Annotated in this window: 17 protein-coding genes and 1 pseudogene; 10 read left to right on the top strand and 8 right to left on the bottom strand. The window is 70.3% G+C overall.

Features of this window, described 5'->3' with window-relative positions:
* Window positions 1-6: 6 nt before the first annotated feature.
* From LR394_RS05055 to LR394_RS05045, 3 genes are all read left to right on the top strand, one after another.
* Window positions 7-4,773: an FtsK/SpoIIIE domain-containing protein gene (locus LR394_RS05055; RefSeq protein WP_231439181.1), complete on the top strand. Its 4,767-nt coding sequence runs from the start codon at window positions 7-9 to the stop codon at window positions 4,771-4,773.
* A 356-nt stretch (window positions 4,774-5,129) separates the two neighbouring features.
* Window positions 5,130-5,822 (top strand): helix-turn-helix transcriptional regulator, encoded by a 693-nt coding sequence (locus LR394_RS05050; RefSeq protein WP_231439180.1) that lies wholly within the window; start codon window positions 5,130-5,132, stop codon window positions 5,820-5,822.
* 49 nt (window positions 5,823-5,871) lie between these two features.
* Window positions 5,872-6,765: a phosphotransferase gene (locus LR394_RS05045; RefSeq protein ID WP_231439179.1), complete on the top strand. Its 894-nt coding sequence runs from the start codon at window positions 5,872-5,874 to the stop codon at window positions 6,763-6,765.
* Here LR394_RS05045 and LR394_RS05040 read toward each other — a convergent pair.
* Complete coding sequence (locus LR394_RS05040; protein WP_231439178.1) at window positions 6,758-7,261, bottom strand: mycothiol transferase; 504 nt, start codon at window positions 7,259-7,261, stop codon at window positions 6,758-6,760. The two genes, LR394_RS05045 and LR394_RS05040, sit on opposite strands and share 8 nt — an antisense overlap.
* A gap of 73 nt (window positions 7,262-7,334) precedes the next feature.
* Here LR394_RS05040 and LR394_RS05035 point away from each other — a divergent pair, with 73 nt between their 5' ends.
* The gene (locus LR394_RS05035; protein ID WP_231439177.1) at window positions 7,335-8,702 is read left to right on the top strand and encodes a hypothetical protein; all 1,368 of its coding nucleotides are present in this window, start codon (window positions 7,335-7,337) and stop codon (window positions 8,700-8,702) included.
* A gap of 6 nt (window positions 8,703-8,708) precedes the next feature.
* Here the strand turns inward: LR394_RS05035 and LR394_RS05030 are convergent, their stop codons facing one another.
* Window positions 8,709-10,244 carry a glycoside hydrolase family 26 protein gene (locus LR394_RS05030; RefSeq protein ID WP_231439176.1) on the bottom strand — a complete coding sequence of 512 codons (1,536 nt, stop codon included), beginning with the start codon at window positions 10,242-10,244 and terminating at the stop codon, window positions 8,709-8,711.
* 281 nt (window positions 10,245-10,525) lie between these two features.
* On the opposite strand from LR394_RS05030, the pseudogene LR394_RS05025 reads away from it, so the two are divergent.
* From LR394_RS05025 to LR394_RS05010, 4 genes and pseudogenes are all read left to right on the top strand, one after another.
* Window positions 10,526-10,846 (top strand): annotated as a pseudogene (locus LR394_RS05025) (helix-turn-helix domain-containing protein); the annotation flags it as partial.
* A 98-nt stretch (window positions 10,847-10,944) separates the two neighbouring features.
* A complete protein-coding gene (locus LR394_RS05020; RefSeq protein WP_231439174.1) occupies window positions 10,945-12,156 on the top strand; it encodes a sensor histidine kinase in 1,212 nt (403 codons plus the stop codon).
* Entirely contained in the window at window positions 12,153-12,827 is a 675-nt protein-coding gene (locus LR394_RS05015; RefSeq protein ID WP_231439173.1) for a response regulator transcription factor, read from the top strand. Before LR394_RS05020 ends, LR394_RS05015 begins: the two co-directional genes overlap by 4 nt.
* A gap of 189 nt (window positions 12,828-13,016) precedes the next feature.
* The gene (locus LR394_RS05010) at window positions 13,017-16,109 is read left to right on the top strand and encodes an efflux RND transporter permease subunit (protein ID WP_231439172.1); all 3,093 of its coding nucleotides are present in this window, start codon (window positions 13,017-13,019) and stop codon (window positions 16,107-16,109) included.
* A gap of 54 nt (window positions 16,110-16,163) precedes the next feature.
* Here the strand turns inward: LR394_RS05010 and LR394_RS05005 are convergent, their stop codons facing one another.
* The 3 genes from LR394_RS05005 to LR394_RS42700 all read right to left on the bottom strand — a co-directional run bounded on the left by LR394_RS05005 (window position 16,164) and on the right by LR394_RS42700 (window position 19,202).
* The gene (locus LR394_RS05005) at window positions 16,164-17,333 is read right to left on the bottom strand and encodes a D-alanyl-D-alanine carboxypeptidase family protein (RefSeq protein ID WP_231439171.1); all 1,170 of its coding nucleotides are present in this window, start codon (window positions 17,331-17,333) and stop codon (window positions 16,164-16,166) included.
* A gap of 88 nt (window positions 17,334-17,421) precedes the next feature.
* Complete coding sequence (locus LR394_RS05000; RefSeq protein ID WP_231439170.1) at window positions 17,422-18,129, bottom strand: calcium-binding protein; 708 nt, start codon at window positions 18,127-18,129, stop codon at window positions 17,422-17,424.
* Window positions 18,130-18,266: 137 nt separating this feature from the next.
* Entirely contained in the window at window positions 18,267-19,202 is a 936-nt protein-coding gene (locus LR394_RS42700; protein ID WP_231439169.1) for an RICIN domain-containing protein, read from the bottom strand.
* A gap of 326 nt (window positions 19,203-19,528) precedes the next feature.
* Here LR394_RS42700 and LR394_RS04990 point away from each other — a divergent pair, with 326 nt between their 5' ends.
* Complete coding sequence (locus LR394_RS04990; protein ID WP_231439168.1) at window positions 19,529-19,969, top strand: hypothetical protein; 441 nt, start codon at window positions 19,529-19,531, stop codon at window positions 19,967-19,969.
* Here the strand turns inward: LR394_RS04990 and LR394_RS04985 are convergent.
* Together LR394_RS04985 and LR394_RS04980 are read right to left on the bottom strand one after the other, a co-directional pair.
* Window positions 19,915-21,123, bottom strand: a complete 1,209-nt coding sequence (locus LR394_RS04985) for an MAB_1171c family putative transporter (RefSeq protein WP_231439167.1) — start codon at window positions 21,121-21,123, stop codon at window positions 19,915-19,917. The genes LR394_RS04990 and LR394_RS04985 overlap by 55 nt on opposite strands.
* On the bottom strand, window positions 21,120-21,590 hold the full coding sequence (locus LR394_RS04980; protein WP_231439166.1) for an ImmA/IrrE family metallo-endopeptidase: 471 nt from the start codon (window positions 21,588-21,590) through the stop codon (window positions 21,120-21,122). Before LR394_RS04980 ends, LR394_RS04985 begins: the two co-directional genes overlap by 4 nt.
* Window positions 21,591-21,891: 301 nt before the next feature.
* Between LR394_RS04980 and LR394_RS04975 the strand changes: the two genes are divergently transcribed.
* Window positions 21,892-22,824, top strand: a complete 933-nt coding sequence (locus LR394_RS04975) for an endo alpha-1,4 polygalactosaminidase (protein ID WP_231439165.1) — start codon at window positions 21,892-21,894, stop codon at window positions 22,822-22,824.
* A gap of 5 nt (window positions 22,825-22,829) precedes the next feature.
* On the opposite strand, the gene LR394_RS04970 is transcribed toward LR394_RS04975, so the two are convergent.
* Window positions 22,830-23,282, bottom strand: a complete 453-nt coding sequence (locus LR394_RS04970) for an Lrp/AsnC family transcriptional regulator (protein ID WP_231439164.1) — start codon at window positions 23,280-23,282, stop codon at window positions 22,830-22,832.
* Between the last annotated feature and the right edge of the window lie 9 nt (window positions 23,283-23,291).

Raw genomic sequence — 23,291 nt, 5'->3', positions numbered from 1 at the left:
CATCCCGTGCAGCTGGTGATCAGCGTCGCCGCTCCGGTCGAGGACGACCCCGACCGGCTGACTCCCTCCGGTACTTCGCCGGTCCCCGGTGAGGCCCCGGTCGCGACGCAGAGCTGGGACGTGGTTCTCGACGTCCACAAAGACACCCCGATCGGGGTTCTCGCCGATGCGGCGGCCAACACCGGAGGCGGCAACCGGGTGGGCGCCCGGGTCGACGGCCTCACCCAGAACGCCACCGGCTCCACCGCCCAAGGGTGGAGCAGCGCTCCCGACGCTGCGCCGGGCGTCATCAATGCGCCCTTCGTGGACGGCCGGCCGGTCGACCCGAACGCCACCGTCGGGCAGGTCGGCCTGGTCTCCGGACAGCGAATCGGGCTGAACGCCGCCACCCCGCCCGACGACACCGCCTGGCGCCCGGCCGAGACCGGCGAGGACTGGCTGGAGATCCACGCGGTCGGCGGCCCCGACGCGGGCCGGATCTGGCCGGTCGGCTTCGGGACCTACGGCATCGGCCGCGCCCCCGGCAGCTGGATCCGCCTGGACTCCGACCGGACGCCGCTCGAGGGTCCCGAACTCACCGTCGACGCCGAGGGCGTGGCCTGGTTGTCCGGGCTGGGCCAGATCAAGCTCACCCAGACCGGGATGACCCTGGCCGACGAGACCGCCACCGTGCGCGGCGGCCGGCTCAGCCTGCCCGAGCCGCCCCGTGACGAGGTCGGCAGCCCCGATCCGAAATACCGTAAGGCGCTGGAGGACGCCGCGATCGAGCACCAGGAGCTGCTGCAGGGGCACGAAGGAGCCCGGCGCTGGCCGATCGGGATGGACCTGGCGATCGGCGACACGCTGCTGCGGCTGGTCCGGCGGTTCGACCCGGACGCGGCACTGGCCCCCTCCGAGGACCGGATCGGCCGCGACTTCAACCGTCCGCCCCGGCTGGTGCCCCCGCTGCTGCAGCCGCCGGTCAAGATGCCGAACCCGCCCAAACCGCCGCAGCGGCGCCGGATCCCGCTGCTGATGATGCTCACCCCGATGGTGATGGGGCTGGCCTTCGTCTACTTCTTCAAGTCGTACTTCTTCCTGCTGATCACCCTGATGACCCCGCTGATGCTGCTGGGCAACTGGGCGGCCGACCGGCGCAGCGGGGCCCGGCAGTACCGGGAGGACAGCGCCGAGTACCGGCGGCGCCGGATGCAGGCCGAGAAGGACGTTTTCGCCAGCATCAACGAGGAGCGGATCGCCCGCTGCGCGGCCTCGCCCGACCCGGCGCTGCTCGGCCTGATCGCCAACGGCCCCAGCAGCCGGCTGTGGGAACGCCGCCGCACCGACCCCGACTTCCTGGTGCTGCGGGTGGGCACGGTGGACCAGCCCTCGCTGATGGAACTCGACGACCCGGCTCGCGAGGAGCCGAACCGGCGTTACCGCTGGACGGTTCCGGACGCCCCGGTCGGCGTCTCGCTGATCGAGCGCGGGGTGGTCGGGGTGGCCGGCGAGCCGGGCGCCACCGGTTCGATCGTGCGCTGGATGGTGACCCAGGCCGCCACCCTGCACAGCCCTCGTGACCTGCGGCTGTTCCTGCTGCTGGCACCCAACGGCATGGGGGGTGCGGCCGGGCAGCCGATCGATCGCTGGAACTGGGCGCGCTGGCTGCCGCAGGCCCGCCCGTTCGTCCCGGGGGCCGGCAGCCCTCTGGTCACGGTCGGCAACGACCCGGAGACCGTCGCCCACCGGGTCAACGAGCTGGTGCAGCTGATCAAGGCCCGGCAGGAGGCCCGCGGTTCCCAGCTGGGCACCGTGCTCTTCGCCGAACCCGACGTCCTGGTCGTGATGGACGGCGCGCGCTGGCTGCGGGACGTGCCCGGGGTGATGAACATCCTGGTCCAGGGCCCGGCCGTGCGGGTCTTCACGATCGGGGTGGACGCGATGGAGCGGCTGCTGCCCGAGGAGTGCACGGCGGTGGTCCGGGCCGACCACGACGGTCTCACCCTGCGCCAGCGCGACCTGCCCAACGTCTCCCGGATCCGCCCCGACGACGTCGGCCTGGACTGGTGCGAGGACGTCGCGCGTTCGCTGTCCAGCCTGCGCGACGTCACCCCGGACGAGATCGCCGGCCTGCCGCAGCAGGTCGGCCTGCTGGAACTGCTGCGGGCCGAACCGCCCACCGGCGAGCTGATCGCGGGCATGTGGGCCCGGCGGCCCTCCTCCACCTCGTTCCCGCTGGGCCGGGGCTTCGAGGGCACCGTGGCGTTCGACCTGGTGCGGGACGGGCCGCACGGTCTGATCGCGGGCACCACCGGTTCGGGCAAGTCCGAGCTGCTGCAGTCGATGGTGGCCTCGCTGGCCGCCGTGAACCGGCCCGACGAGCTGGTTTTCGTGCTGGTGGACTACAAGGGCGGCAGCGCCTTCCACGCCTGTGTCGATCTGCCGCACACCCTGGGCATGGTGACCGACCTCGACGAGGCGCTGGCCCTGCGGGCCCTGGAGTCGCTGGCGGCCGAGCTGCGCCGGCGCGAGCAGATGCTGGCCGACGCCGGGGTGAAGGACCTGGTGGAGTACCGCGCGCTGCGGGCCCGGCAGCCCGGCCTGATCCCGATGCCCCGGCTGCTGCTGGTGATCGACGAGTTCGCCACGCTGGCCCGGGAGACCCCGAGCTTCGTGCCCGGGCTGGTCAGCATCGCGCAGCGGGGCCGTTCGCTGGGCATCCACCTGATCCTGGCCACCCAGCGCCCGGCCGGCGTGGTCACCTCCGACATCAAGGCCAACACCAACCTGCGGATCGCGCTGCGGGTCACCGACATCGGCGAGAGCCAGGACGTGATCGACACGCACGACGCCGCGCACATCTCGGTCCGCAACCCGGGCCGGGCGCTGGCCCGGCTCGGCCACCGCTCCACCATGCCGTTCCAGACCGCCTTCGTCGGGGCCCCGCTGGCCGCCGAGGACGCGGACGAGGAACCGGCCGAGAAGGTTGTGCCGGCACCGGCGGCCGAGCCGCTGACCTGGGGCCGGCTGGGTCGCCCGGTACAGCTCGGCGAGGGTGAGGAACCCGGCGCGGATCTGAGCCTGCCCGGCGACGAGGCCGAGCGCACCGACCTCGACCTGCTGGTCGAGGCGATCAAGGACGCCGCCGAGCGGGCCGAGGTGCCGCTGCAGCCCAGCCCCTGGCTGCCCGCGCTGCCGCCGTTGCTGCTGCTGGAGGACCTGGACCGGCGCAACCAGGAGCAGGGCACCGCGATGTTCACCCGGGACGGGCTGAGCGTGGCCCCGTTCGCCGAGGCCGACCTGCCCGCCCATCAGCGGCGCCAGACCCTCGCGTTCGACCCCGCGACCGAGGGCCACCTGTTCGTCATCGGCGCCCCGCGGGCCGGCCGTTCCCAGGTGCTGCGGACCATCGCCGGCAGCCTGGCCCGCTCGAACTCCAGCGCCGACGTGCAGATGTACGGCATCGACGCGGCCGGGAGCGCGCTGAGCGTGCTCACCGACCTGCCGCACTGCGGGGGTGTGGTGCCCCGGGCCGACCTGGAGCGGATGACCCGGCTGATCACCTGGCTGTCCGAGGAACTGGAGCACCGGCACCAGCTGCTGGCCCAGCACACCGTGGCCGACCTGCCCGAGCTGCGGATCAAGCTGGGCCGCGAGCACGCCCCGGCCCACCTGTTCCTGTTCGTGGACGGCTGGGACGCGCTGGCCACGATGCTCTCGGAGTACGACGGCGGGGTGCTCTACGCGGTGCTGCAGGAAATTCTGCGCGAAGGTGCGGGCGCCGGGATCCACGCGATCATGACCTCGGAGCGGGCGCTCAGCGCCGGCCGGGTGGCCTCGCTCAGCGACAACAAGCTGATGCTGCGGATGACCGATCGCAGCGACCTGTCGATGATCGGGGTCCCGGCCAACCGGCTGCCCACGGTGATCCCGCCGGGCCGGGCCTGGCGCACCCAGGACCAGGTCGAGGTGCAGGTGGCCCTGCTGGCGGCCGACTACTCCGGTCAGGGGCAGGCGCTGGCGCTGAAGGCGATCGGGCTGGACGCGGCCGAGCGGGACCGGCACCTGGCCGACTCGCGCCGTCCGCACCCGATCGCGGCGCTGCCGGCCCAGGCGGCGTTCTCCGACCTGTTCGGCCGCTGGCCCGCGGCCGAGCGCCGGCCGCTGCGGGCGCTGCTCGGCGTCGGTGGGGACGCCACCCCGCTCACGGTCGACTTCAGTGGCCGGGCTCACACTTTCGCGGTGGCCGGCCCGGCCGGTTCCGGGCGCAGCAACGTGCTCGCCACCCTCGGCATCTCGTTGCTGGCCACCGGCACCAAGCTGATCGTGATCACTCCGCGCGAGTCTCCGTTGCGCCGGCTGGCCAGCCACCAGTCGGTCCATGTGATCGACGGCCTGCGTCCCAACCCGGAGGAACTGAAGGCACTGGTCGCCCCCGGGGGTCAGACCGTGCTGCTGATCGACGACGTGGATCTCTTCGGGCACAACCATCCGCTGGATGCGGTCCTGCGGGAAGTGTCCTCGGTGGGCCGCGACCGGGGCCTGGGCATCGCCTTCGCCGGCTCCGGCGAGGTGCTCACCGGCCCGGCCGGCGGCTGGCTCGGCGAGGCCAAGCGCAGTCGACAGGGAGTGCTGCTGGCGCCGCAGACCAGCCTGGAGGGTGACCTGCTCGGCATCCGGCTGGCCCACAGCCAGATGCGGGTGCCGGTACGCCCGGGCCGCGGTTACACCACTCTCGGCGCCGCCCAGGGAAAGGCGCAGATCATCGCGATTCCGCAGACAACACTGAAGTGATCTTCGGGCGTCCAGGTGAACTCTTCCCGGGCCGTACCCGCAATCCGTGCAAACATCCGCCATCACGCAAAGCCGTTGCCCACAGGCCGAACCCACCAGAGAGTTGCCGGATCTTCACAGCCCGCAGCATTCAATCCCGCATCCGAGCAGAACCCGGGGTTTTCCCCTTATCAGAAATGATGATCTGACGTTGGCTTAAGGTTCTGATCATGTATTTACAGGCCAAAATCGCGGTATAGATTGACATCGTTTACTGTTCCACGAGCTTGCGGCGCCCCGGCGGTCATCGGCGGTGCCCACTCCGGACGGTGACGACATCCGACGACGAGGACCTTGTGGAAGCGACGGTTTGAGCAATGAGCGTTGGCCCGCAGACCCGCACCTGGCCGGGGACCGGCCGCCCGGCCGTGGTCACTGATCGGCACCCGAGGCGGATCAAGATCGCGGTGGAGGCGGTCGACGTCTTCAGCCGCGCCGGGGTGGCCGGGCTGATCGGGCCCAGCCAGGACCTGCAACTGCTGCCCACCCCGCAACTGCCGCAGTCCGACGTCGTCGTGGTGGTGGCCCCGCGCCTGAGCGGTCTGGCCCTGCGCCGGCTGCGCGGGCTGCGCGAGGTCTGCAAGGCCCCCTTCCTGCTCATTCTTGACAACGTTGGCGATGGCGACTGGCTGGCCGCCGCCGAGGTCGGGGTGGCCGGGGCGATGTGGCGCTCGGAGGTCACCCCGGACCAGTTCACCGAGGTCGTCCGGACGATCATCGGCGGCGGCAGCCAGTTGCCGCCCGAGGTGCAGGGCCGGCTGCTGAAGGACGTGGCACACCTGCAGCAGACGGTGCTCGGCCCGCGTGGGCTGACCGCCTCGGGCCTGGAGACCCGTGAGGTGGACGTGCTGCGGCTGATCGCCGAAGGGCTGGACACGGCCGAGATCGCCGACCGGATGAAGTACTCCGAGCGCACGGTCAAGAACATCCTGTACGCGATGATGACCCGGCTGAACCTGCGCAACCGCTCACACGCGGTGGCCTACGCGATGCGCTCCGGAATCATCTGAGTCATCGGAACACCCGGCGTGGGTCCGGTCCGGCTGCCACCATGACCTGATGCACAGCGATCGGATCGCGGACACCCGGGCCTGGGCGCGCAGCGTGCTCGGCCCGGTGGAGCTTCTCGAGCTCAAGGTCCGGCCCTGGGCGGTGACCTGGCAGGCCGGCCCGGCCTTCGTCAAAGCCTCCACCGTGCACACCGGGCACGAGGCGGCAGTCCTGCAGGTACTCACCCGGGCCTGCCCGCAGCTGGTGCCCGACCTGATCGCTGCCGATCCACCACATCACCGGCTGATCGTGGCCTCGGCCGGAACCGTGCTGCGCGAACTGCATTCGGGCGAAAAGTTCGACCTGGCCGTCTGGATCCCCCTGGTGCAGCAGTTCGCCCAGCTCCAGCGCGCAGTCATGCCCTACGTGGACGAACTGCTGGCCCAGGGTGTGCCCGACGAGCGCCCGCACCGCCATCTGGACCTGCTGCAGGACTTCGTCACCGCACCGCAGCTGCCGCCGGCCGAGCGAGACCGGCTCGCCCGCATCGCCGAGAAGTGGGACGCCGGACGGCAGTGGCTGGTTCCGCCCTCTCTGCAGCACGGCGATCTGCACGACAACAACGTGGCGGTGGACGCGGCCGGCGTCTCCCGGTTCTTCGACTTCGGCGACTCCAGCGTGGCTCATCCGTTCAGCACCATGGATCTACCACTCTCCTTCGCCCAGGAAGACAAAGTCGACACGCGACGTCTGGAAGACGCCTACCTGGAGGTCTTCACCGACCTGGCACCCCTGAGCGAGCTCCGCGCCGAACTGCAGGCAGTGATCGCCGTCGCTCCCCTGCAGCGGGCGCGGAACTGGCTCCGGGCGCTGAGCACCGATACTCCCGGGGTGGCCTGGGACCCGAAGGCGGCCCAGGAATGGGACCATCCGATCGAGTACTGGCTGAACTGCCTCAGGTGAGAAGGCCGCGGATGTAGGCGGCCTGCCCCACGTGCTGCGCGTCGTCGTCCATCACGCTGATCAGCCGCACACCCAGGGTCACCGGCGGGTCCCAGGCCTCGTCGACGATCCGGTCCAGGTCCGCGTCCTTCAGCCCGGCCACGTACTGCAGCGTGTGCGCGTGCACCGCCTCGTAGTAGTCCACCAGCAGCTGCGGATCCGCCACCCGCACCTGCGCGACCTGCTCGCTGGTATGGCCGTATCCATGGTCCTTGTCGTCGAACGGCAGGTCGAAGCGCCGGGCGAATCCCTGTGCGGTGTAGACCTGTTCGGTTCCGGCCACGTCGGCCACGTGGTCGTCCTGCACCCGGGTGAGGTGCCAGAGCAGCCAGCCGATCGAGTTACCGGTGCCACCCGGCCGGTGGGCCAGCTGCTCGGCACTCAACCCGGAGGCCACCTGGGCGAGCGACTCGCGGACCCGCTCGTAACCGTCCTCAAGCAGTTCAGCAGTGTTCATGTCCGCGAGCCTAGGCGCGTTGCGGGCCGGTGCCAGATGAACCGGGACACCGATGCCCGACGTGTCCCCTTTCATGAGGCCACTGCACAGCAACCACGGCGGTTCCGGGCTCGAACCGGGCGAGTACCTCTTCTGCCAGTCCCTCACTTCCGAGTCCGGCCGATTCGTCCTGCAGAACAGCTTTCCGGACGGCACCACGCTGTACGACAACCTGCACGACGAGAGCATCTGGTCTGCCCCGGCCGGCATCCCCTGCGGCACCAGCACATTCGCGTTCGGGCTGGACGGTGCGCTGACGATCTGGGACCACGACCGGGTTCCGTTGTGGCACAGCGGTACTCAGGGTTCGGGAGCCGAGCGGCTGTGCGTGCTCGACAACGGCAGTGCAGTGCTTATGGACGCTGAGGGCACCGCGGTCTGGTCCACCGGCTCGGTCGCGTCCCCCACTCGGGCGCCGATCGCCCGGCCCGGCCGGGGAGCCCGGCTACAACCCGGTGAATCGCTCCGCCACCAGTCACTGACCAGCGAAGACGGCAGCACCGTGCTGTTTCACACCGAGCACGGGGTGCACCTTTACATCCGTTCGCTGGGGTTTGACGTGGTGGCCTCGAGCGTGCAGGAACAGGGGACGTCTCTGGTCCTGGACGACGACGGAATGCTGCGTTTGCGTTGTGGGGGGCGGGTCCTCGAGGAGATCGCCGGGCCGGGGGCGGAGCTGGTGGTGCGCTCCGGCGCGGTGGAACTGCAGGACGAGTGCGGTGCCGTGGTCTGGTCGCGAGCCTCGCACCTGGCGCACGCGGCGAACCGTCGGCCGGCTTCCCGTCTGCGGCCGGAATCCGGCCCGCGGCAACAGGATCTGCAGATCTGCTTCGACTCGCTGACCGGTGGGCAGGGCTACTCGGTGGCCGTGGTGCTGGACCGCCCGCCGATCGAGGTGCTGAGTCAGGCCGGCGTCCCGAACCCGCAGCGCAGCACCTGGCAGCAGCTCCTGACCAAGGACCCGGCCCGGATCCCGGTGGCCGCCGTGCCCTTCGCTCAGCACACCCTGCTGCTGGTCGGGGCGCCCCGGTTCCCGGAGGCCGCGATCTCGGCCGGGGGCACGGTGTTCCAGGAGTCGCGCGACCCCGGCCTGCTGCAGCCGATCGAATGGACGATGCACCGGTACGGCAAGGCCGTGGTCCGGATGACCGAGGCGGAACCCGAGGAGTCGTTCGGCCTGGAGCACCTGAGCGCCAGCTCGGCCGTGGCCCACATGCAGAGCCCGCTCGCCTTCCGGCCCGGCCTGCGCTGGCTGGCCCAGTTCCAGGGCCTGGAGTTGCTCTGCCGGCTCGCCGGGATCGACCCCGGACCGGCCGAGCTGAGACAGCCCCTGCTCGGCGGGACGGTTCCCGCCGAGCTCTGCCGACCTCAGCCCCCGGCCTTCAGCTCCGTGTCCGGCTGAACGGCCTCACTTGCCCAGCAGGTCGCGGAAGGCCCCGCCGGCCGTGGTGTGGGTGGACAGCGCGTGGTTGCCGTTGTCGCCCACGTCGAACTCGAAGTAGGCCTGGTAGGCCACGTTGTTCTTCGGGTCGTTCATGAACTTGTACATCTGCTCGATGTAGTACGGGTTGTCACCGCCGCCGTGCCCGTCCGGGCGCTCCCACAGACCCCATTCCGGCAGACCCATCGGCTTGCCCTTCGAGCGGGCGAAGTCGGCCCAGGTGTTCAGCCCGAAGGTGCCGTTCAGCTTGTCGTCCCAGGCCACCTCGCGGCGCTGCTGCTTGCAGTCGGCGTCGCAGTCGGCCGGGAACGGGTAGGCGCCCGGCGCCCAGGAGATGTCGTAGATGTCCACGCTGATGTAGTCCACGTACTCGTTGCCCGGGTAGTACTTGCGCGAGTCGTACTTCTCGCCGCCGATGTTCGGGTTCCAGTCGAACTGCAGGTTCTCGGTGCCCGGGACCGAGCGCATCGCCTTGACGATGTGCTGCCAGTACCCGATGAAGTTCTCCTTGGTGTCCGGGTGCCAGCGCGAGGCGCTCAGGTTGAACTCCCAGCCCAGCCGCAGGATCGCATCGCCCTGCCCGGCGTTCACCAGGTTCTGCGCGAGGGTCCGGAAGTGCTCGTCGTACTCCCCGCGGGCACCGGCCGCCATGGTGGCCGACTTGTCCTGGGTGGGCAGCAGCGCGGTGGCGTAGACCATCCGGTAGCCGGAGCCCTTCCAGGCGTCCAGCATGTAGTGCGGGTTGGCGATCTCGTCCCAGCTGGTGCGGGTGGAGAAGTCCAGCGCGTAGTCGACGTCGCGGCCCAGCCAGTTGCCGAAGCTGTCCACCTCGGCCGGTGAGGTGCCGCGGAACACGCCGAGCTTCACGTGCTCGGCCGCGCCGAAGCTGCGCGGGCGGCCGGTGTCGGCGACGGCCTTGGTCTGCGCCGCCTCCTCCGCCTTCTTGGCCTTCTGAGCAGCCTTGGCCGCGGCCTCGGCCAGCTTGTCCCGGTCCGCGACCTGGGCGATCGCCGGGGCCTGGCCCAGGCTGACCGGCCGCCGGGCGGCCTGGGTCTCGGCCACCTCGGCGGCGATCGACGGGGTGGCGTCCATCGAGACCGAGGGCAGTTCGGAGACCGCGGTGGTGGAGGTCATCGCCGCGCTGCTCTCCGGAGCGTCTGCGGGGATCTTGTCCAGCGCCACGACCACTCCGCCGAGGATCGCCAGCACGCCCAGCGCGGCGGCCGCGATCTGCGGGAGCTGCAGGTGCCGGCCGCGGGGCGGGCGCTGTGCGTCCTCCTCCTCGCGCAGGGCGCGGCGGCTGCCGGGCCGCGGCGCCGCCCGGCGCTCGGAGCGGGCCGCGCGAGCAGCCTGGTCGGCCCCGAAGCCACGGGCGTGCGGCGGCTGCACCTGGGGTTCCTCGTCGGCCACCGACGCCGGTTCCGGTTCGGACAGCCGCCGCGTCGGCCGGGCCGGCTCGTCGGCCGGGTCCAGCCCGTACGGGTGCGAGGGACGATCAGGCATGAACGGGCACCGGCCTCCTGCCTCAGCCCGCGAGCGCGCTGAGGCGACGATTGATTACGTTCAGGAAGCGTAACCGCTGGCTTGGCCGGTTCAGCCTGCTTGACGAAGATTTGACCGGCGCTATGCGTCACCGTAAGAGAACGGACCGGAATCGGGCAAAGCTCATCGGTGGGACATGACATTCGTCCGGGTCCAGGGATGACGTCACGTCACTGCCCCCAGGGCCCGGCCCGCCCGACAGTAGAAGGGCAGCCGCCGAGCCGGAGGGAACAACGAGCGTCATGACCAACCCGTCCTGGAGCACCCGCGAGATCGCCGAGCTGACCGGAGTCACGCTGCGCACCGTCCGGCACTACCACGAGGTGGGCCTGCTGCCCGAGCCGCAGCGCCGGACGAACGGCTACAAGCAGTACGACAGCGCCCACCGGGCCCGCATCCTGCGCATCAAACAGCTCACCGACCTGGGGTTCTCGCTGCACCGGATCGCCGAGATGGGCACCGCCGAGCAGGTGCCCCGCGAGGCCCTGAGCACGCTGCACGCCGAGCTCACCGAGAACATCGAACGGCTGGAGCGGGCCCGTTGCGAACTCGGGAACCTGCTCGGCCAGGAGCCCCTACTACTCCAGTAGCAGCGGGGAGGACCTGCGGCTACGCCGCGCGGGGGACGAAACCGCCACCGGGCGGAGCGTAGCCTGACGCCGTGCCCGACACCGCCGTCTCCCGGATCCGGCGCGGTATCCGCGAGCATCCCCATTACGCCGACCTGGTCTGGGGTTTCGCGGTCGCCGGGCTGTTGCTGCTGAGCTGGTGGACCACCCGTGACACCGAACCACCCGGCCTGAACCATCCGGCCACCCCGCTCACCGTCTCGATCAGCGCCGCGATCGTGCTGGTCGCGGTCTCCCTGCGCAGTTTCGACCCGCGCCTGGTCACCCTGGGCACGGCCGCCGTCTGCGCGCTCTTCTCGGTGGTCACCGACGGCCACGACCCGGGCCCGCAGATGGCCCTCGGGTTCATCACTTACTCGCTCGGCCTGAAGGTGGCGCGGAAGAACGCGGTACCTGTCGCAGCGGGTGCGGTCGCTGCGATGTGGGTGGCCGAGATCTATGTCTCGGACGGCTGGCCGGTACCCGCCGAGGGCATCGGCACGCTGTTGTGGGTCACCGTGGGCACGGCGGTCGGCGAGGCCGCGCGCAACCGCCGGGCCTTCATCGCCGCGATCCAGGACCGGGCCCAGCGAGCCGAGCAGACCCGCGAGGAAGAGGCCCAGCGCCGGGTGATCCAGGAACGGCTGCGGATCGCCCGAGAGCTGCACGACGTGGTGGCGCACCACATCGCCGTGATCAACGTGCAGGCCGGGGCGGTCAGCCACCTGCTCACCCGGCGGCCGGAGGCGATCGCCCCGGCCGTGCTGCACATCCGTGAGGCCTGCGACACCGTGCTGACCGAACTCGGCTCGATCGTCGGGGTGCTGCGCCAGCCCGGCGATCCGGCCTCCACCGAGCCCGCCCCCGGCCTGGAACGCCTGCCCGACCTGCTGCAGTCGATGGCCGGGGTGGACCACGAGGTCGCCACCGCGATCAGCGGGGACCCGCGCAAACTGCCCTCGGTGACCGATCTGGCCGCCTACCGGATCATCCAGGAGGCGCTCACCAACGCGCACAAGTACGGCACCGGCCGCACCGACCTGGAAATTCGTTACCGGAACAGCACGATCGAGATCCGGGTGAGCAATCTGCGGGCCGCTCACACCCCCGGTGCGGGTTCCGGCTACGGTCTGCTCGGGATGAGCGAACGGGTCGCGGCGGCCGCCGGCACCCTGCACACCGAACTCACCGGCGAAGGACGTTTCGTGGTCCAGGTCAGTATGCCCACTCCCCCGATCACCCGCACCGCGCCGGAGCCGGCGTGAGCATCCGGGTGCTGCTGGCCGACGACCAGGCCCTGATCCGGGCCGGATACCGGCTGATCCTGGAGTCGGAGGACGACATCGAGGTGGTCGGCGAGGCGAGGAACGGGGCCGAGGCGGTGGCCCTGGCCCGTTCCGAGCGCGCCGACGTGGTCCTGATGGACCTGAGAATGCCCGGTACCGACGGGATCGAGGCCACCCGGCAGATCGCCGCCGACGAGGATCTGGCCGGGGTAAGGGTTCTCGTGCTCACCACCTTCGAGAACGACGAGAACGTGCTGCACGCGCTGCGCGCCGGGGCCAGCGGTTTCCTGGGCAAGAACGTCGGCCCGGACGACGTCCTCAACGGGATCCGGACCGTCGCGGCCGGCGAGTCCCTGCTGTCCCCCAAGGCAACTCGCGGCCTGGTGAGTCACTTGCTCACCCGGTCCGAGACCCCGCTGCCCGAACTGCCCCAGGCCGGTCTGCTGACCGCCCGCGAGCGCGAGGTGACCGTGCTGGCCGCCTACGGCTTCTCGAACGAGGAGATCGGGACTCGGTTGGGCGTTTCCACCCTGACCGCGAAAACCCACGCGCACCGGGCGATGACCAAGCTCGGGGTGCGAGACCGGGCGCAATTGGTAGTTCTCGCCTACCAGCACGGCCTGGCCCGGCCGGGTGAACGCCCGGTCTGAGGTCTACTCCTGCGGTAGCCAGGGGTCGAGACTCTGCTACTGGAGTAGCAGCCCGGTATCGCCCTCGGGCTGATGTGAAGGGCCCTTCGTCTCTTCGAGACTGAAGCAGGCCGCAGCGACGTCGCGCGGCCGCCCTAGAAGACATCTCCCGAACCGAGGTCTCCGGTGTCGATACTCTCGAGATTCAGCGTGATCAACCGCAAGCTGGTCGCGCTCGTCTGTGTCCTGGTGGTGGGACTGGGGGTCTACGCCGCCGGGTCCCTGAAGCAGCAACTGCTGCCCGATCTGGCCTTTCCGGCCGTGACCGTGGTGGCGCCCTATCCGGGGGCCTCCCCCGCGGTGGTCGAGGAGCAGGTCACCGTCCCGATCGAGGACGCGGTGGCGAACCTGGACGGGCTGGAGACCTACCAGTCCACCTCGATGCAGGGACTGTCCACCACCACGATGATGTTCGAGTTCGGGGTGGACACCGAGGACGTCGCGAACTCGGTGCGCCAGGCGCTGAGCCGGGTCGCCTCGCTCCCCTCGACGGTGGAGCCCGAGGTGGCCACCGGCTCGACCGGCGACCTGCCGACGATGACGCTGGCCGTCCTGTCCGACGGCGACCAGGCGGCGCAGGAGGCCCTGGCTCAGAAGGTCCAGTCCGAGGTCGTGCCCGCCCTGCAGGGTGTGGACGGGGTGAACGAGGTCTCGGTCTCGGGGGTCACCGAACGGACGGTCACCGTCACCCCGGACGCCGCGAAGCTCGCCGCCGCCGGCCAGCCGGTCACCGCCGTCACCACCGCGCTGCAGACCATGGGCACGGTCTCGGCGGCCGGTTCGGTCGACACCGAGGGCAAGGACGTCAGCGTCCAGGTCGGTGCCGCCGTCTCCGACCTCAAGGCGATCCAGAACCTCTGGCTCCCCGCCCCGCCCACCGGTGGCCAGGCCGTGCAGCTGAAGGACGTCGCCCAGGTCGCCTCCGCCGAGACCGACGCCACCTCGATCACCCGGACCGACGGTCGTCCCAGCCTCGGTGTCTCGATCACGATGGCGCACAACGGCAGTTCCTCCTCGGTCTCCGACGGGGTCACCGAGAAACTGCCCGGCCTGGAACAGGCCCTGGGCAACGGCGTGAGCATCGTGGTGGTCTCGGACAGCGGGCCGCCGGTGCGGGACGCGGTGCGCGGGCTGCTCGAGGAGGGCGGTCTCGGCCTGGTGATGGCCGTGCTGGTGATCGTGCTGTTCCTGCGCTCGGCCCGCTCCACCCTGGTCACCGCCATGTCGATCCCGCTGTCGCTGCTGGTCGCGCTGATCGTGATCTGGCTGCAGGACTACTCGCTGAACATGCTCACCCTGGGCGGCCTGACCATCGCGGTGGGCCGGATCGTGGACGACTCGATCGTGGTGCTGGAGAACATCAAACGCCACCTCGGCTACGGCGAGGACCGCCAGAGCGCGATCTTCACCGCGGTCCGCGAGGTCTCCTCCGCGGTCACCTCCTCCACCCTGACCACGGTGGCGGTCTTCCTGCCGATCGCCTTCGTCGGCGGGCTGGTCGGGGAGCTGTTCGCACCGTTCGCGATCACCATCACGGTGGCCATGCTGGCCTCGCTGCTGGTCTCGCTCACCATCATCCCGGTGCTGGCCTACTGGTTCCTGAAGACCCCGAAGGACGCGGTGGGGGTCTCGGCGCAGGAGTACCGCGAGCGGGTCGAGGCCGAGGAGCGCGAGGGCCTGCTGCCGCGCACCTACCTGGCGGTGATCACCTGGGCGGTGAACCGGCGCAAGCGGGTGCTGGCCGGGGCCGTGGTGCTGCTGTTCGCCAGCCTGGCGATGGCCGGTGGGCTGAAGACCAGCTTCCTGGGCGACTCCGGCGAGGAGAGCCTGTCGATCACCCAGGACCTGCCGGCCGGGACCAACCTGGCCACCACCGACGCGGCCGTGCAGAAGGTCGAGGAGGTCGTCGAGGGTCTGGACGGGATCGAGAGCTACCAGGTCAGCATCGGCTCCTCGGGCGGCCTGTTCGCCACCGGGTCCTCGGCCAATCACGCCGCCTACACGCTCACCCTCAAGGAGGACGCGGACACCCAGGCGCTGCGGGACGAGTTGCGCAAGCAGTTCGACGCGATGCCCGAGGCCGGCAAGTTCGCGATCCAGGCCGCGGCCGGGCTCAGCTCGGACATCGAGGTGGTGGTCACCGCCACCGACGACGCGGTTCTCGGCGAGGCCACTCAGCAGGTGCAGGACGCTCTTTCCGGGCTTTCCGAGGCCGGCGACGTGCGCAGTGACCTGAGCGAGAACTCGCCGCAGTTCGCCATCACCGGGATCGGCCGGGCCGCCGCCCAGGCCGGGCTCACCGACACGGTGATCAGCGAGACCCTGCGCACCGCGATCGCCGGAACCACGGTCACCCAGATCAGTCTCGGCGGGACCGAGCAGGAAGTCGTCCTGAAGACGACTCCCCAGGCACCCGCGTCCATTGCTGACATCCGGGCTCTGCCGGTGCCTACGGCCACCGGGACGATCCCGCTGGGCGACGTGGCGAAGGTCGAAGAGGTCGAGGCGCCCACCGAGCAGAGCCGGGTGGACGGCGAGCGCACCGCGACGGTCACCGTGACCCCGGTGGGCGACGACACCGGGGCGGCCACCGCGGCGGTCACCAAGGCCCTCGACGGCCTGGACCTGCCGGCCGGGGCCGAGCACAGCATCGGTGGTGTGAGTGCCGACCAGAGTGAGAGTTTCGCGGCCCTCGGCCTGGCCATGGTGATGGCCGTCGCCCTGGTCTTCCTGCTCATCGTGGCGGTCTTCCGCAGCATCCGGCAGACGCTGGTCCTGCTGGTCTCCATCCCGTTCGCGTTCATCGGGGCGTTCGCCCTGCTGCTGGTCACCGACACCCCGCTGGGCATCGCCGCGATGATCGGCATCCTGATGCTGATCGGCATCGTGGTGACCAACGCGATCGTCCTGGTCGACCTGATCAACCAGTACCGCGAGCGCGGCCTGGGGGTGCTCGAGGCGGTGACCGAGGGCGGGATGCGGCGGCTGCGGCCGATTCTGATGACCGCGCTGGCCACGATCTTCGCTCTGGTGCCGATGGCGCTGGGGATCACCGGGCACGGCGGGTTCATCTCGCAGCCGCTGGCCGTGGTGGTGATCGGCGGCCTGGTCAGCTCGACCGCCCTGACCCTGGTGCTGATCCCGGTCCTGTACACCATGGTCGAGGGCCGGCGGGAGCGCCGCCGGCAGCGTAAGGCGGCGGTGCCGCAGCAGACGTCCCGGAAGTCTCCGGTCAACGCCTGATCCGCCCAAAACCAGAACGGCCGCTCCCCGGAAAGGGAGCGGCCGTTCGGCTTTTCAGTTCACCCGGACCAGGTCCACCTTCATCGTACTGCTGCCGACCTTGACGTTGAGCTTCTTCGGGGTCTGGCCGGCCGCCAGAGCACCCGGCAGGCCGATCTTGAACGGCATCCCCGACCAGCCGGCCGACTTCACCGTCTTCTTCACGCCGTAGCGGTAGGTGCGCCCGTCGTCCTTCTTCACCGACACCAGGGCCTTGCCCGGCTTCAGCAGGGTGACCTCACGCAGCTCCTTGCGGGTCGAGATCACCATGTTCTTGCTGAACTTCTGCGCGTTGGCCGAGTACGCGTCGCCGCGGGCGCCGAGCATCACGCCGTAGATCGTCCGGGTCTTGCCGCCGACCTTGTCGGTGGCGGCGAACAGCAGGCAGCCGCCGGCCGCGTAGGTGGTGCCGGTCTTGATCCCGATCACGCCGTTGCTGCCCAGCAGCTTGTTGGTCGACTTCAGGTTGTTCTGCGGGATCTTCGCGCTGCTCAGGCGCACCACCTCGCGGAAGGCGGGCTGTTTCATCGCCGCCTGGGCCAGGTCGAGCAGGTCCTCGGTGCTGCTGCGCGAACCGGAGTCGACCCCGTGCACGTCCTTGAAACTGGTCGAGGTGAGCCCCAGCTCGCGGGCGTTCGCGTTCATCTTGTTGACGAACTTGCCGGTCGAGCCCGCGTCCCAGCGGGCCAGGGTCTCGCCCAGGTTGCCGCCGGAGGAGATCAGCAGACCCTGCAGCGCCTGCCGCTGGGTCAGCTTGTCGCCCTTCTTCACCTTGACCACCGAGGCGCCCTCCTTCTTCAGCCGGTTGTAGCTGTTGACGTCGGCCTTGGTGATCTTGATCTTCGGGCCCTTGGCGCCGGCCTTCAGCGGGTGGCTCTCCAGGACGGTGTACGCCGCCATGACTTTGGTGATGCTGGCGATCGGCACCGACTCGGTGGTGCTGCCGAGCGTGCCGACCGTGCCCAGGCCGGCCACCTCGATCCGCGCGCGGCCGGTGCTGGGCCAGCTGATCTTCGCCTTACCGGCCACCTTCTGGCCGGCCGGGACCACCAGCTGGGCCTTGGTCGGGGTGGCGCCGGGCAGCGCGGAGGCCAGGTTCGGCACCACCGGCACGGCGATCGCGGCGGTGGTCACGGCGGCCAGCGCCACGTAACGCTTCTTGAAGGTGCCTCGACTGATCTTCACAGGCCGACTTTAGGGGAAACCGGACAAAGGGAACGTCAAAACAGCGACGGCGGATGCGGCCGGCCAGACCCCATCCGCCGAAGCGGGATCACTCAGGGGCGTTGCCCTGGTAGATCTTGTTCTTGCCGGAGCCACCGAAGATCTTGTCCTTGCCGCCCTCACCGGCGATCAGGTCGTTGCCGGCGTTGCCGTAGAGCTTGTCCGCCCCCGGGCCGCCGAGGATGCTGTCATCGCCCTTGCCGCCCTGGATCTCGTCCTTGCCCGCACCGCCCGTGATCAGGTCGTCCCCGGCCTCACCGGCGATCTGGTCGTCGCCCTTGCCGCCGTCCAGCACGTCGTCGCCCTTGCCGCCGATGATGGTGTCGTCGCCGTTGCCGCCGGAGACGAAGTCGTGGCCGGCGTCCGCGGTGATCAGGTCCTCGCCGCTGCCACCGAGGATGAAGTCGATGCCGGCGCCACCGATCAGCACGTCGTCACCCGCACCACCGTCGATGCTGTCGCTGCCCTTGCCGCCGTCCACCATGTCGTTACCCGGGCCGGCGCAGATGATGTCGTCGCCGCCCTTGCCGTCGATCAGGTCGTCGCCGCCGAGCGCCACGATCACGTCGTCGCCCTCGGTACCGACCAGGTGGTCATCGCCCGCGGTGCCGAGGATCGTGGCCTCGAGCCCCTCGCAGGTGGCAGTGGCCCGGGGCTGCGCGGAGGCTCCCTGGGCCGAGACCACCGAAGCCAGGAGCAGACCGCTGACACCCAGGGCGGCGACCATACCGGAGACGGCGATTCGCTTGGTACGCATGATGTTTCGTTCCTTCCGAGCGACGTTTGCTGACGTGGTCAAGACTGGCCCTCCAGGCCGGTCCACCGCGTCCGTCTCCGGAATGGTTGCCTTGGTCAGACTTTGGTCGCACCCGGCGCCCGTAGGTGAGACGCTCCCTAGCCGACGGTCCAGATGTGGTCGTCGTCCGGCGAGCAGGTGTACACGGTGAGCAGCTGACCGGGCCGGTTGCGCTCGTCGTCGCCGGCGCCGTCGACGTCCAGGCACAGGCCGCTCTTCACGTGCCGCAGGTAGTAGCCGTCGGTCTGCGGCTCGGCCCGGAACATCTGGTTCTCGGTGTCACCGGACTGGCACGGGCTGACGATCACCACCGCCCCCGGCTTCACGCTGCCGGTGCCGGGCAGGTCGAGGCAGTAGTTCGTCTTCAGGTTGCGCAGCATCAGCTCGCCGAACTGCTCGACCAGCTCGAAGTCCTGGTTGTCGTTCGGGCCCGGGATGCAGTTGTACTGGTTGACCGCGGTGCCCACGGCCGGCACGTCCGCGGCGGGCAGGTCGATGCACTGCCCGGTGGCCAGATTACGGATGATGCCCATCGAGGCGAGCGGGGCCGGCGCCTTGGCCTTCGGCGCCTTCTTCTCCGACTTCACCTGGTCGACCTGCTTGCCGCCGGAGTCGTTCCGGCCCTCGCCCGATCCCGATGCCTGGTCGCCGGACTCCTTGCCGCTCTTGGGTTTGGGAGCCTCACCGTCGCCCTGGCCGGCCTTCTCGTCCTCGACCGCCGGGGCATCGTCCTCCGGGCTCGGCGGAAGCGCGTCCAGCTGAGCCTCCTTGCGCTCGCTGTCGTTCAGCAGGGCGCTGCCGTCGGGCCGGTCACCGTCCCAGCGGGCCACCGAATCCACCGCGAGTGCACCGCCGATCACCGCGGCCGAGACGATGGTGACGAAACCCAGCACGGCGGCGGTGCCCTGGAGCCCGCGGACCGACAGACCGAACGGCAGGCGCGGCGGCGTGGAACCCTGCTCGGGCGAGCCGGACTCACCCAGATCGAGTTCACTGTCCGTATGCCGTTCGGAACTCAGCTCCCGGGTTTCCACGATGCCCACCTTTGCACTACTGGCGGCGTCATGGAAACGGCCCGAGGTCGGTAAACACCGATGGCCGCCGGTCCGGAGTCCCGATCCCCCTCCGGATCAGGTGCGCAGACCGACGGCCACGGGTGCCCCCCACGGGCGCCGGAGCGGACCGGGTTCCCTCCGGCCTCCGCGGTAACCCCCACCGAAACCGCGAACGACCGCCCTGCTCCGCCAGACGCCCACCGGTAAATATACTGTACTGACTCGCGCGGATGAACCGTGAGCCGTACATTCTGCTTAACGGTTCCAGCGTGGAAGTACCGGCTGGCCTGACTGGGGGCGAAAGGGTGTCCGATTCCCGACCGGCGTTCGCCGACCGGCTGAACGAACTGTTCGCCACGATCGGCCAGCGCGACGAGAGCGGTACCTGGCGCGAGTTCTCCACCCCGTACGTGGCCCGCGCGATCAGCGAGGACCCAGGCCACGACACCACTCTGTCCCGGGTCTACCTGGCCACCCTGCGCTCGGGCAGCAACACCAACCCGACCATCGCGGTGGTCCGGGCGATCGCCGCGTTCTTCGACCGGCACCGCGCCGCCCACGACGCCCCGATCACCGCGGCCTACCTGCTCGGGGAGGATGCGCAGGAGATCGAGTGGCGCCAGAAACTGGCCGATCACCAGGTCCGGGCGATCGCCATGCGGGCCGGGGAGATGAGCCCCCAGCTGCGCCGTCAGGTACTGCGGATGCTCGACGTGCTGGACGAGACCGGCTCGGCGGCCGACTGAGCCTCGGCATCCTCGACCGCTGCCGCCAGCCCGGCCAGCCAGCGGGCGTCGGAGTCCAGGTCGTCACCGCCGAGAGCGGGCATGACGTAAGGCGATTCGACCGGCTGCCCGGCCTGCTTGCGGCGCAGTGCGTCGACGGTCAGCACGGCCCGCACCCGGATCTCCCGGGTGTCCTCAGCAGTCGCCGAACTGTCCCCGAACTCCGCACTTCTCACGCGGGCGGCCAGTTCGGGATCGTAGTAGGGCCCGAGCTGCACGATCGTGTCGCGGATCTCGATCACCCGGCGGAAGTAGGCCCGGTCCGTCCAGGGCAGCCAGCCGCCGGGCAGCACCAGATGAGGGAAGGCGGCCCGCATCCGGAACCAGAGCGGGCCGAGCCGGCGGTACAGGCCACGCCGTTCCCGCGCCTGCCGTACCCGGGCCGGCCACGAGGCCACCGCCGGGTAGCAGAAACCCGTGACGATCAGCGCGGTTCCGAGCAGCACCAGGACCGGGTAGACCAGGCTGACCGCGGCGATCACCTCCTCGTCCGGCCGCAGGTCCCCGGCCAGGCCCAGGGTCAGGGCCACCCCAACCTTGCTCAGGCAGGCGGTGAGCAGGCAGGCCAGCGCCACCGAGACGATCCGCAGGCTGGTGCGCAGCCGGACCCGGTGGGCGGCCCGGGCGTACCGCACCGACCAGCGAAAGGCGTGGCTCAGGCCGAATCCCATGTAGCCGAGCGCCGTCACCGTGAAGATCACGCTGTGCCGGTCGTCCAGGCTCTCCAGCGCGGCCGGGGCGATCCGGATCGGCGGCGGGGCCAGCACCCAGGCGAGCGCCATCACCGTCTGCGCCCCGATCAGCCCGGCCAGCCAGCGGCGCAACTGCCCGGAGGTGTGCTCCCCACCCACCGAGTAGCCGTAGAAGGCCATCAGGCAGTAGGTCGCGGTCACCGTGAACAGGTTCAGCAGCAGCCGGGACAGGCCCGGGACTGCTTCCTCGATCACCTCGTTCAGCCCGGGCATCGCGGCCAGCGGGCCCAGCGCCAGGCAGAAGCACAACCCGGTGACCGCGCGCAGCGGCCGATCACCGGGCGAGCGGCGCAGGTGCTGCAGCTTCACGATCGCGGCCCACCACAGGCCGATCTCCAGTGCCACGGTGAGCGCGACCCTCACGACCAGCCCCCGCCGCCGGACAGCGCGTGCCCGATCCGCTCGAGCGCGGCCTGCCGGTTCGGATCGGCGGCCTGCGCAGCGGCCTCGCCCAGACCGTCGCCCCGCCCGGCCCACTCGTGCAGGATGGTCGCGATCAGCTCGGCCTCCCACTCCGGCCGGCTGTCGTAGGCGGTGCGGAGACGGGGCTCACCATCGTGACCAGCGATGATGTGCCCGACCTCGTGCAGGATGATGTGCTCCTGATGGGCCGGGGTGGTCTGCGACTGGTAGACGATCACGTCCGCCGCGTCGGTGGCGAACCAGATCCCGAACGGGCCGGGCTGCTCGATCGCGAAGGGCACCAGCCGGATCGGCCGGCCCCGGTGCTGCGCGAGCCGGCGGCACAGCTCACGAGGACCGAACGGCGCAGGCACGTCCAGCTCACGCAGCAGCGCCCGGCACCGCCGTCGCAGTTGTCGCTCACGCATCCCGAATCACGCTACCCGGCCACTTCGGTCGATAAGCCTCCTGTGCTCCGGATCGCCTCAATCGTGCCTAAAGGTGCTGCCCTCAGGAGCAACGTCCCAGCTCAGATCTGTCGTACCGGCAGATCTCGAAGCCGGCGGCCGGGCCCAGACCTAAACCGCATTTAAGGTCCCACTTTCACTGGCCCGCCTAGGTTCGGGCCCGAACGGAACCGCTCAGCCGGCGAACCCGCATCCGTGCGGTCGATCCGGCACCGGTCGCCAGGGGTCAGCCCGAGGCGGGGCGTTCCGGGGCAGGAAGAACATGAGCAGCAAGCGCAGCAACCGCCGTCGTATCGTCATGGCCTCCGCAGCGGGCCTGGTCCTGCTGCTCGGTGTGGGCTCGTACACCGTTGCCGGCGCCGCAAATCCGTGGCACGACCGGGGCGGCCGCGAGCGTCCGGCCACCAGCACGCCCGCGCCGAGCCCGAGCACCACCCCGGCCGACGAGAACCAGAACTCGGCCGACGTCACGCTGCCCCCGGCCAACGGCCAGTTCGACTACCAGATCGGCGGGGCCTACGAGCCCGCGACGGGCGTCGAGATCGTCGACCGCGACCGTGAGGCCGAGCCCGCCGCCGGCAAGTACAACATCTGCTACGTCAACGCTTTCCAGACCCAGCCCGGCGACGCCGAGTACTGGACCGGCGAGCAGGACGACCTGCTGCTGAAGAACGCCGACGGCGAGTACGTGCGCGACTCGGAGTGGGACGAGTACATCCTCGACACCTCCACCGAGGCCAAGCGCGAGGCCCTGGCCGGGATCGTCGGCGAGTGGATCGACGGTTGCGCCGCAGCCGGTTTCGACGCCGTCGAGCCGGACAACCTGGACACCTACACGCGTTCGGACGAGCTGCTCACCAAGGACGACAACGTCGCGTTCTCGGCGTTGCTGGCCCAGCGGGCGCACGAGGCGGGCCTGGCCATCGCCCAGAAGAACACCGCCGAGCTGGACCAGAACGACGCCCGGACGGCCGGTTTCGACTTCGCCATCGCGGAGGAGTGCCAGGTCTGGAAGGAGTGCGACGCCTACACCGACATCTACGGCGACCAGGTCTACGAGATCGAGTACACCGACAACGGCAGGTCCGCCTACGCCACCGCCTGCAAGAGCCAGGGCCAGGACATCTCGGTGATCCTGCGCGACCGCGACGTGGTCCCGGCCGGCAAGTCGGCGTACCACTACCAGGCCTGCTGAGCTCCTCAGAGCGGTAGGCCGCGGCCTTCGACCACGCTCTTCATCACCAGCGTCGAAGTCAGCTTCTGCACGCCCGGCAAGGTGGCCAGCTTGCTGTCGTACAACTGCTGAAATCCGGTGAGGTCACTGGCGACCACCCGCAGCAGGAAGTCGGGCGTGCCGAAGAGCCGCTGGGCCTGGACCACGTGCGGGATCTCGACCACGGCCTGCTCGAAGGCCGCGACGATCCCCGCCCCGCTCTCGGTGAGGGTGACGAACACCAGGGCCTCGAAGCCGAGCCCGACCCCGGCCGGGTCGAGCTGGGCCCGGTAACCGGTGATCACCCCGTCGCGCTCCAGCGCCCGCAGCCGGCGGTGGGCCGGGGACACACTCAGGCCCACCCGCCCGGCCAGCTCGGTGAGCGTCAGGCGGCCGTCGGCCTGCACCTGCGCAAGAATCTCGCGATCGAGGGCGTCCACCGGCCGATT

The organism is Kineosporia babensis (genome assembly GCF_021129305.1).
Classification (GTDB): Bacteria; Actinomycetota; Actinomycetes; order Actinomycetales; family Kineosporiaceae; genus Kineosporia; species Kineosporia babensis.
This window is presented reverse-complemented; position numbering and strand designations above follow the sequence as displayed.

Bases quoted from the DNA above. Each gene is read 5' to 3' on its own strand.
- LR394_RS05045 (WP_231439179.1), top strand. From the start codon at position 5,872: ATGCACAGCGATCGGATCGCGGACACCCGGGCCTGGGCGCGCAGCGTG.
- LR394_RS05040 (WP_231439178.1), bottom strand. From the start codon at position 7,261: ATGAACACTGCTGAACTGCTTGAGGACGGTTACGAGCGGGTCCGCGAG.
- LR394_RS04975 (WP_231439165.1), top strand. From the start codon at position 21,892: ATGAGCAGCAAGCGCAGCAACCGCCGTCGTATCGTCATGGCCTCCGCA.
- LR394_RS05035 (WP_231439177.1), top strand. From the start codon at position 7,335: ATGAGGCCACTGCACAGCAACCACGGCGGTTCCGGGCTCGAACCGGGC.
- LR394_RS05000 (WP_231439170.1), bottom strand. From the start codon at position 18,129: ATGCGTACCAAGCGAATCGCCGTCTCCGGTATGGTCGCCGCCCTGGGT.
- LR394_RS04980 (WP_231439166.1), bottom strand. From the start codon at position 21,590: ATGCGTGAGCGACAACTGCGACGGCGGTGCCGGGCGCTGCTGCGTGAG.
- LR394_RS05050 (WP_231439180.1), top strand. From the start codon at position 5,130: ATGAGCGTTGGCCCGCAGACCCGCACCTGGCCGGGGACCGGCCGCCCG.
- LR394_RS05030 (WP_231439176.1), bottom strand. From the start codon at position 10,244: ATGCCTGATCGTCCCTCGCACCCGTACGGGCTGGACCCGGCCGACGAG.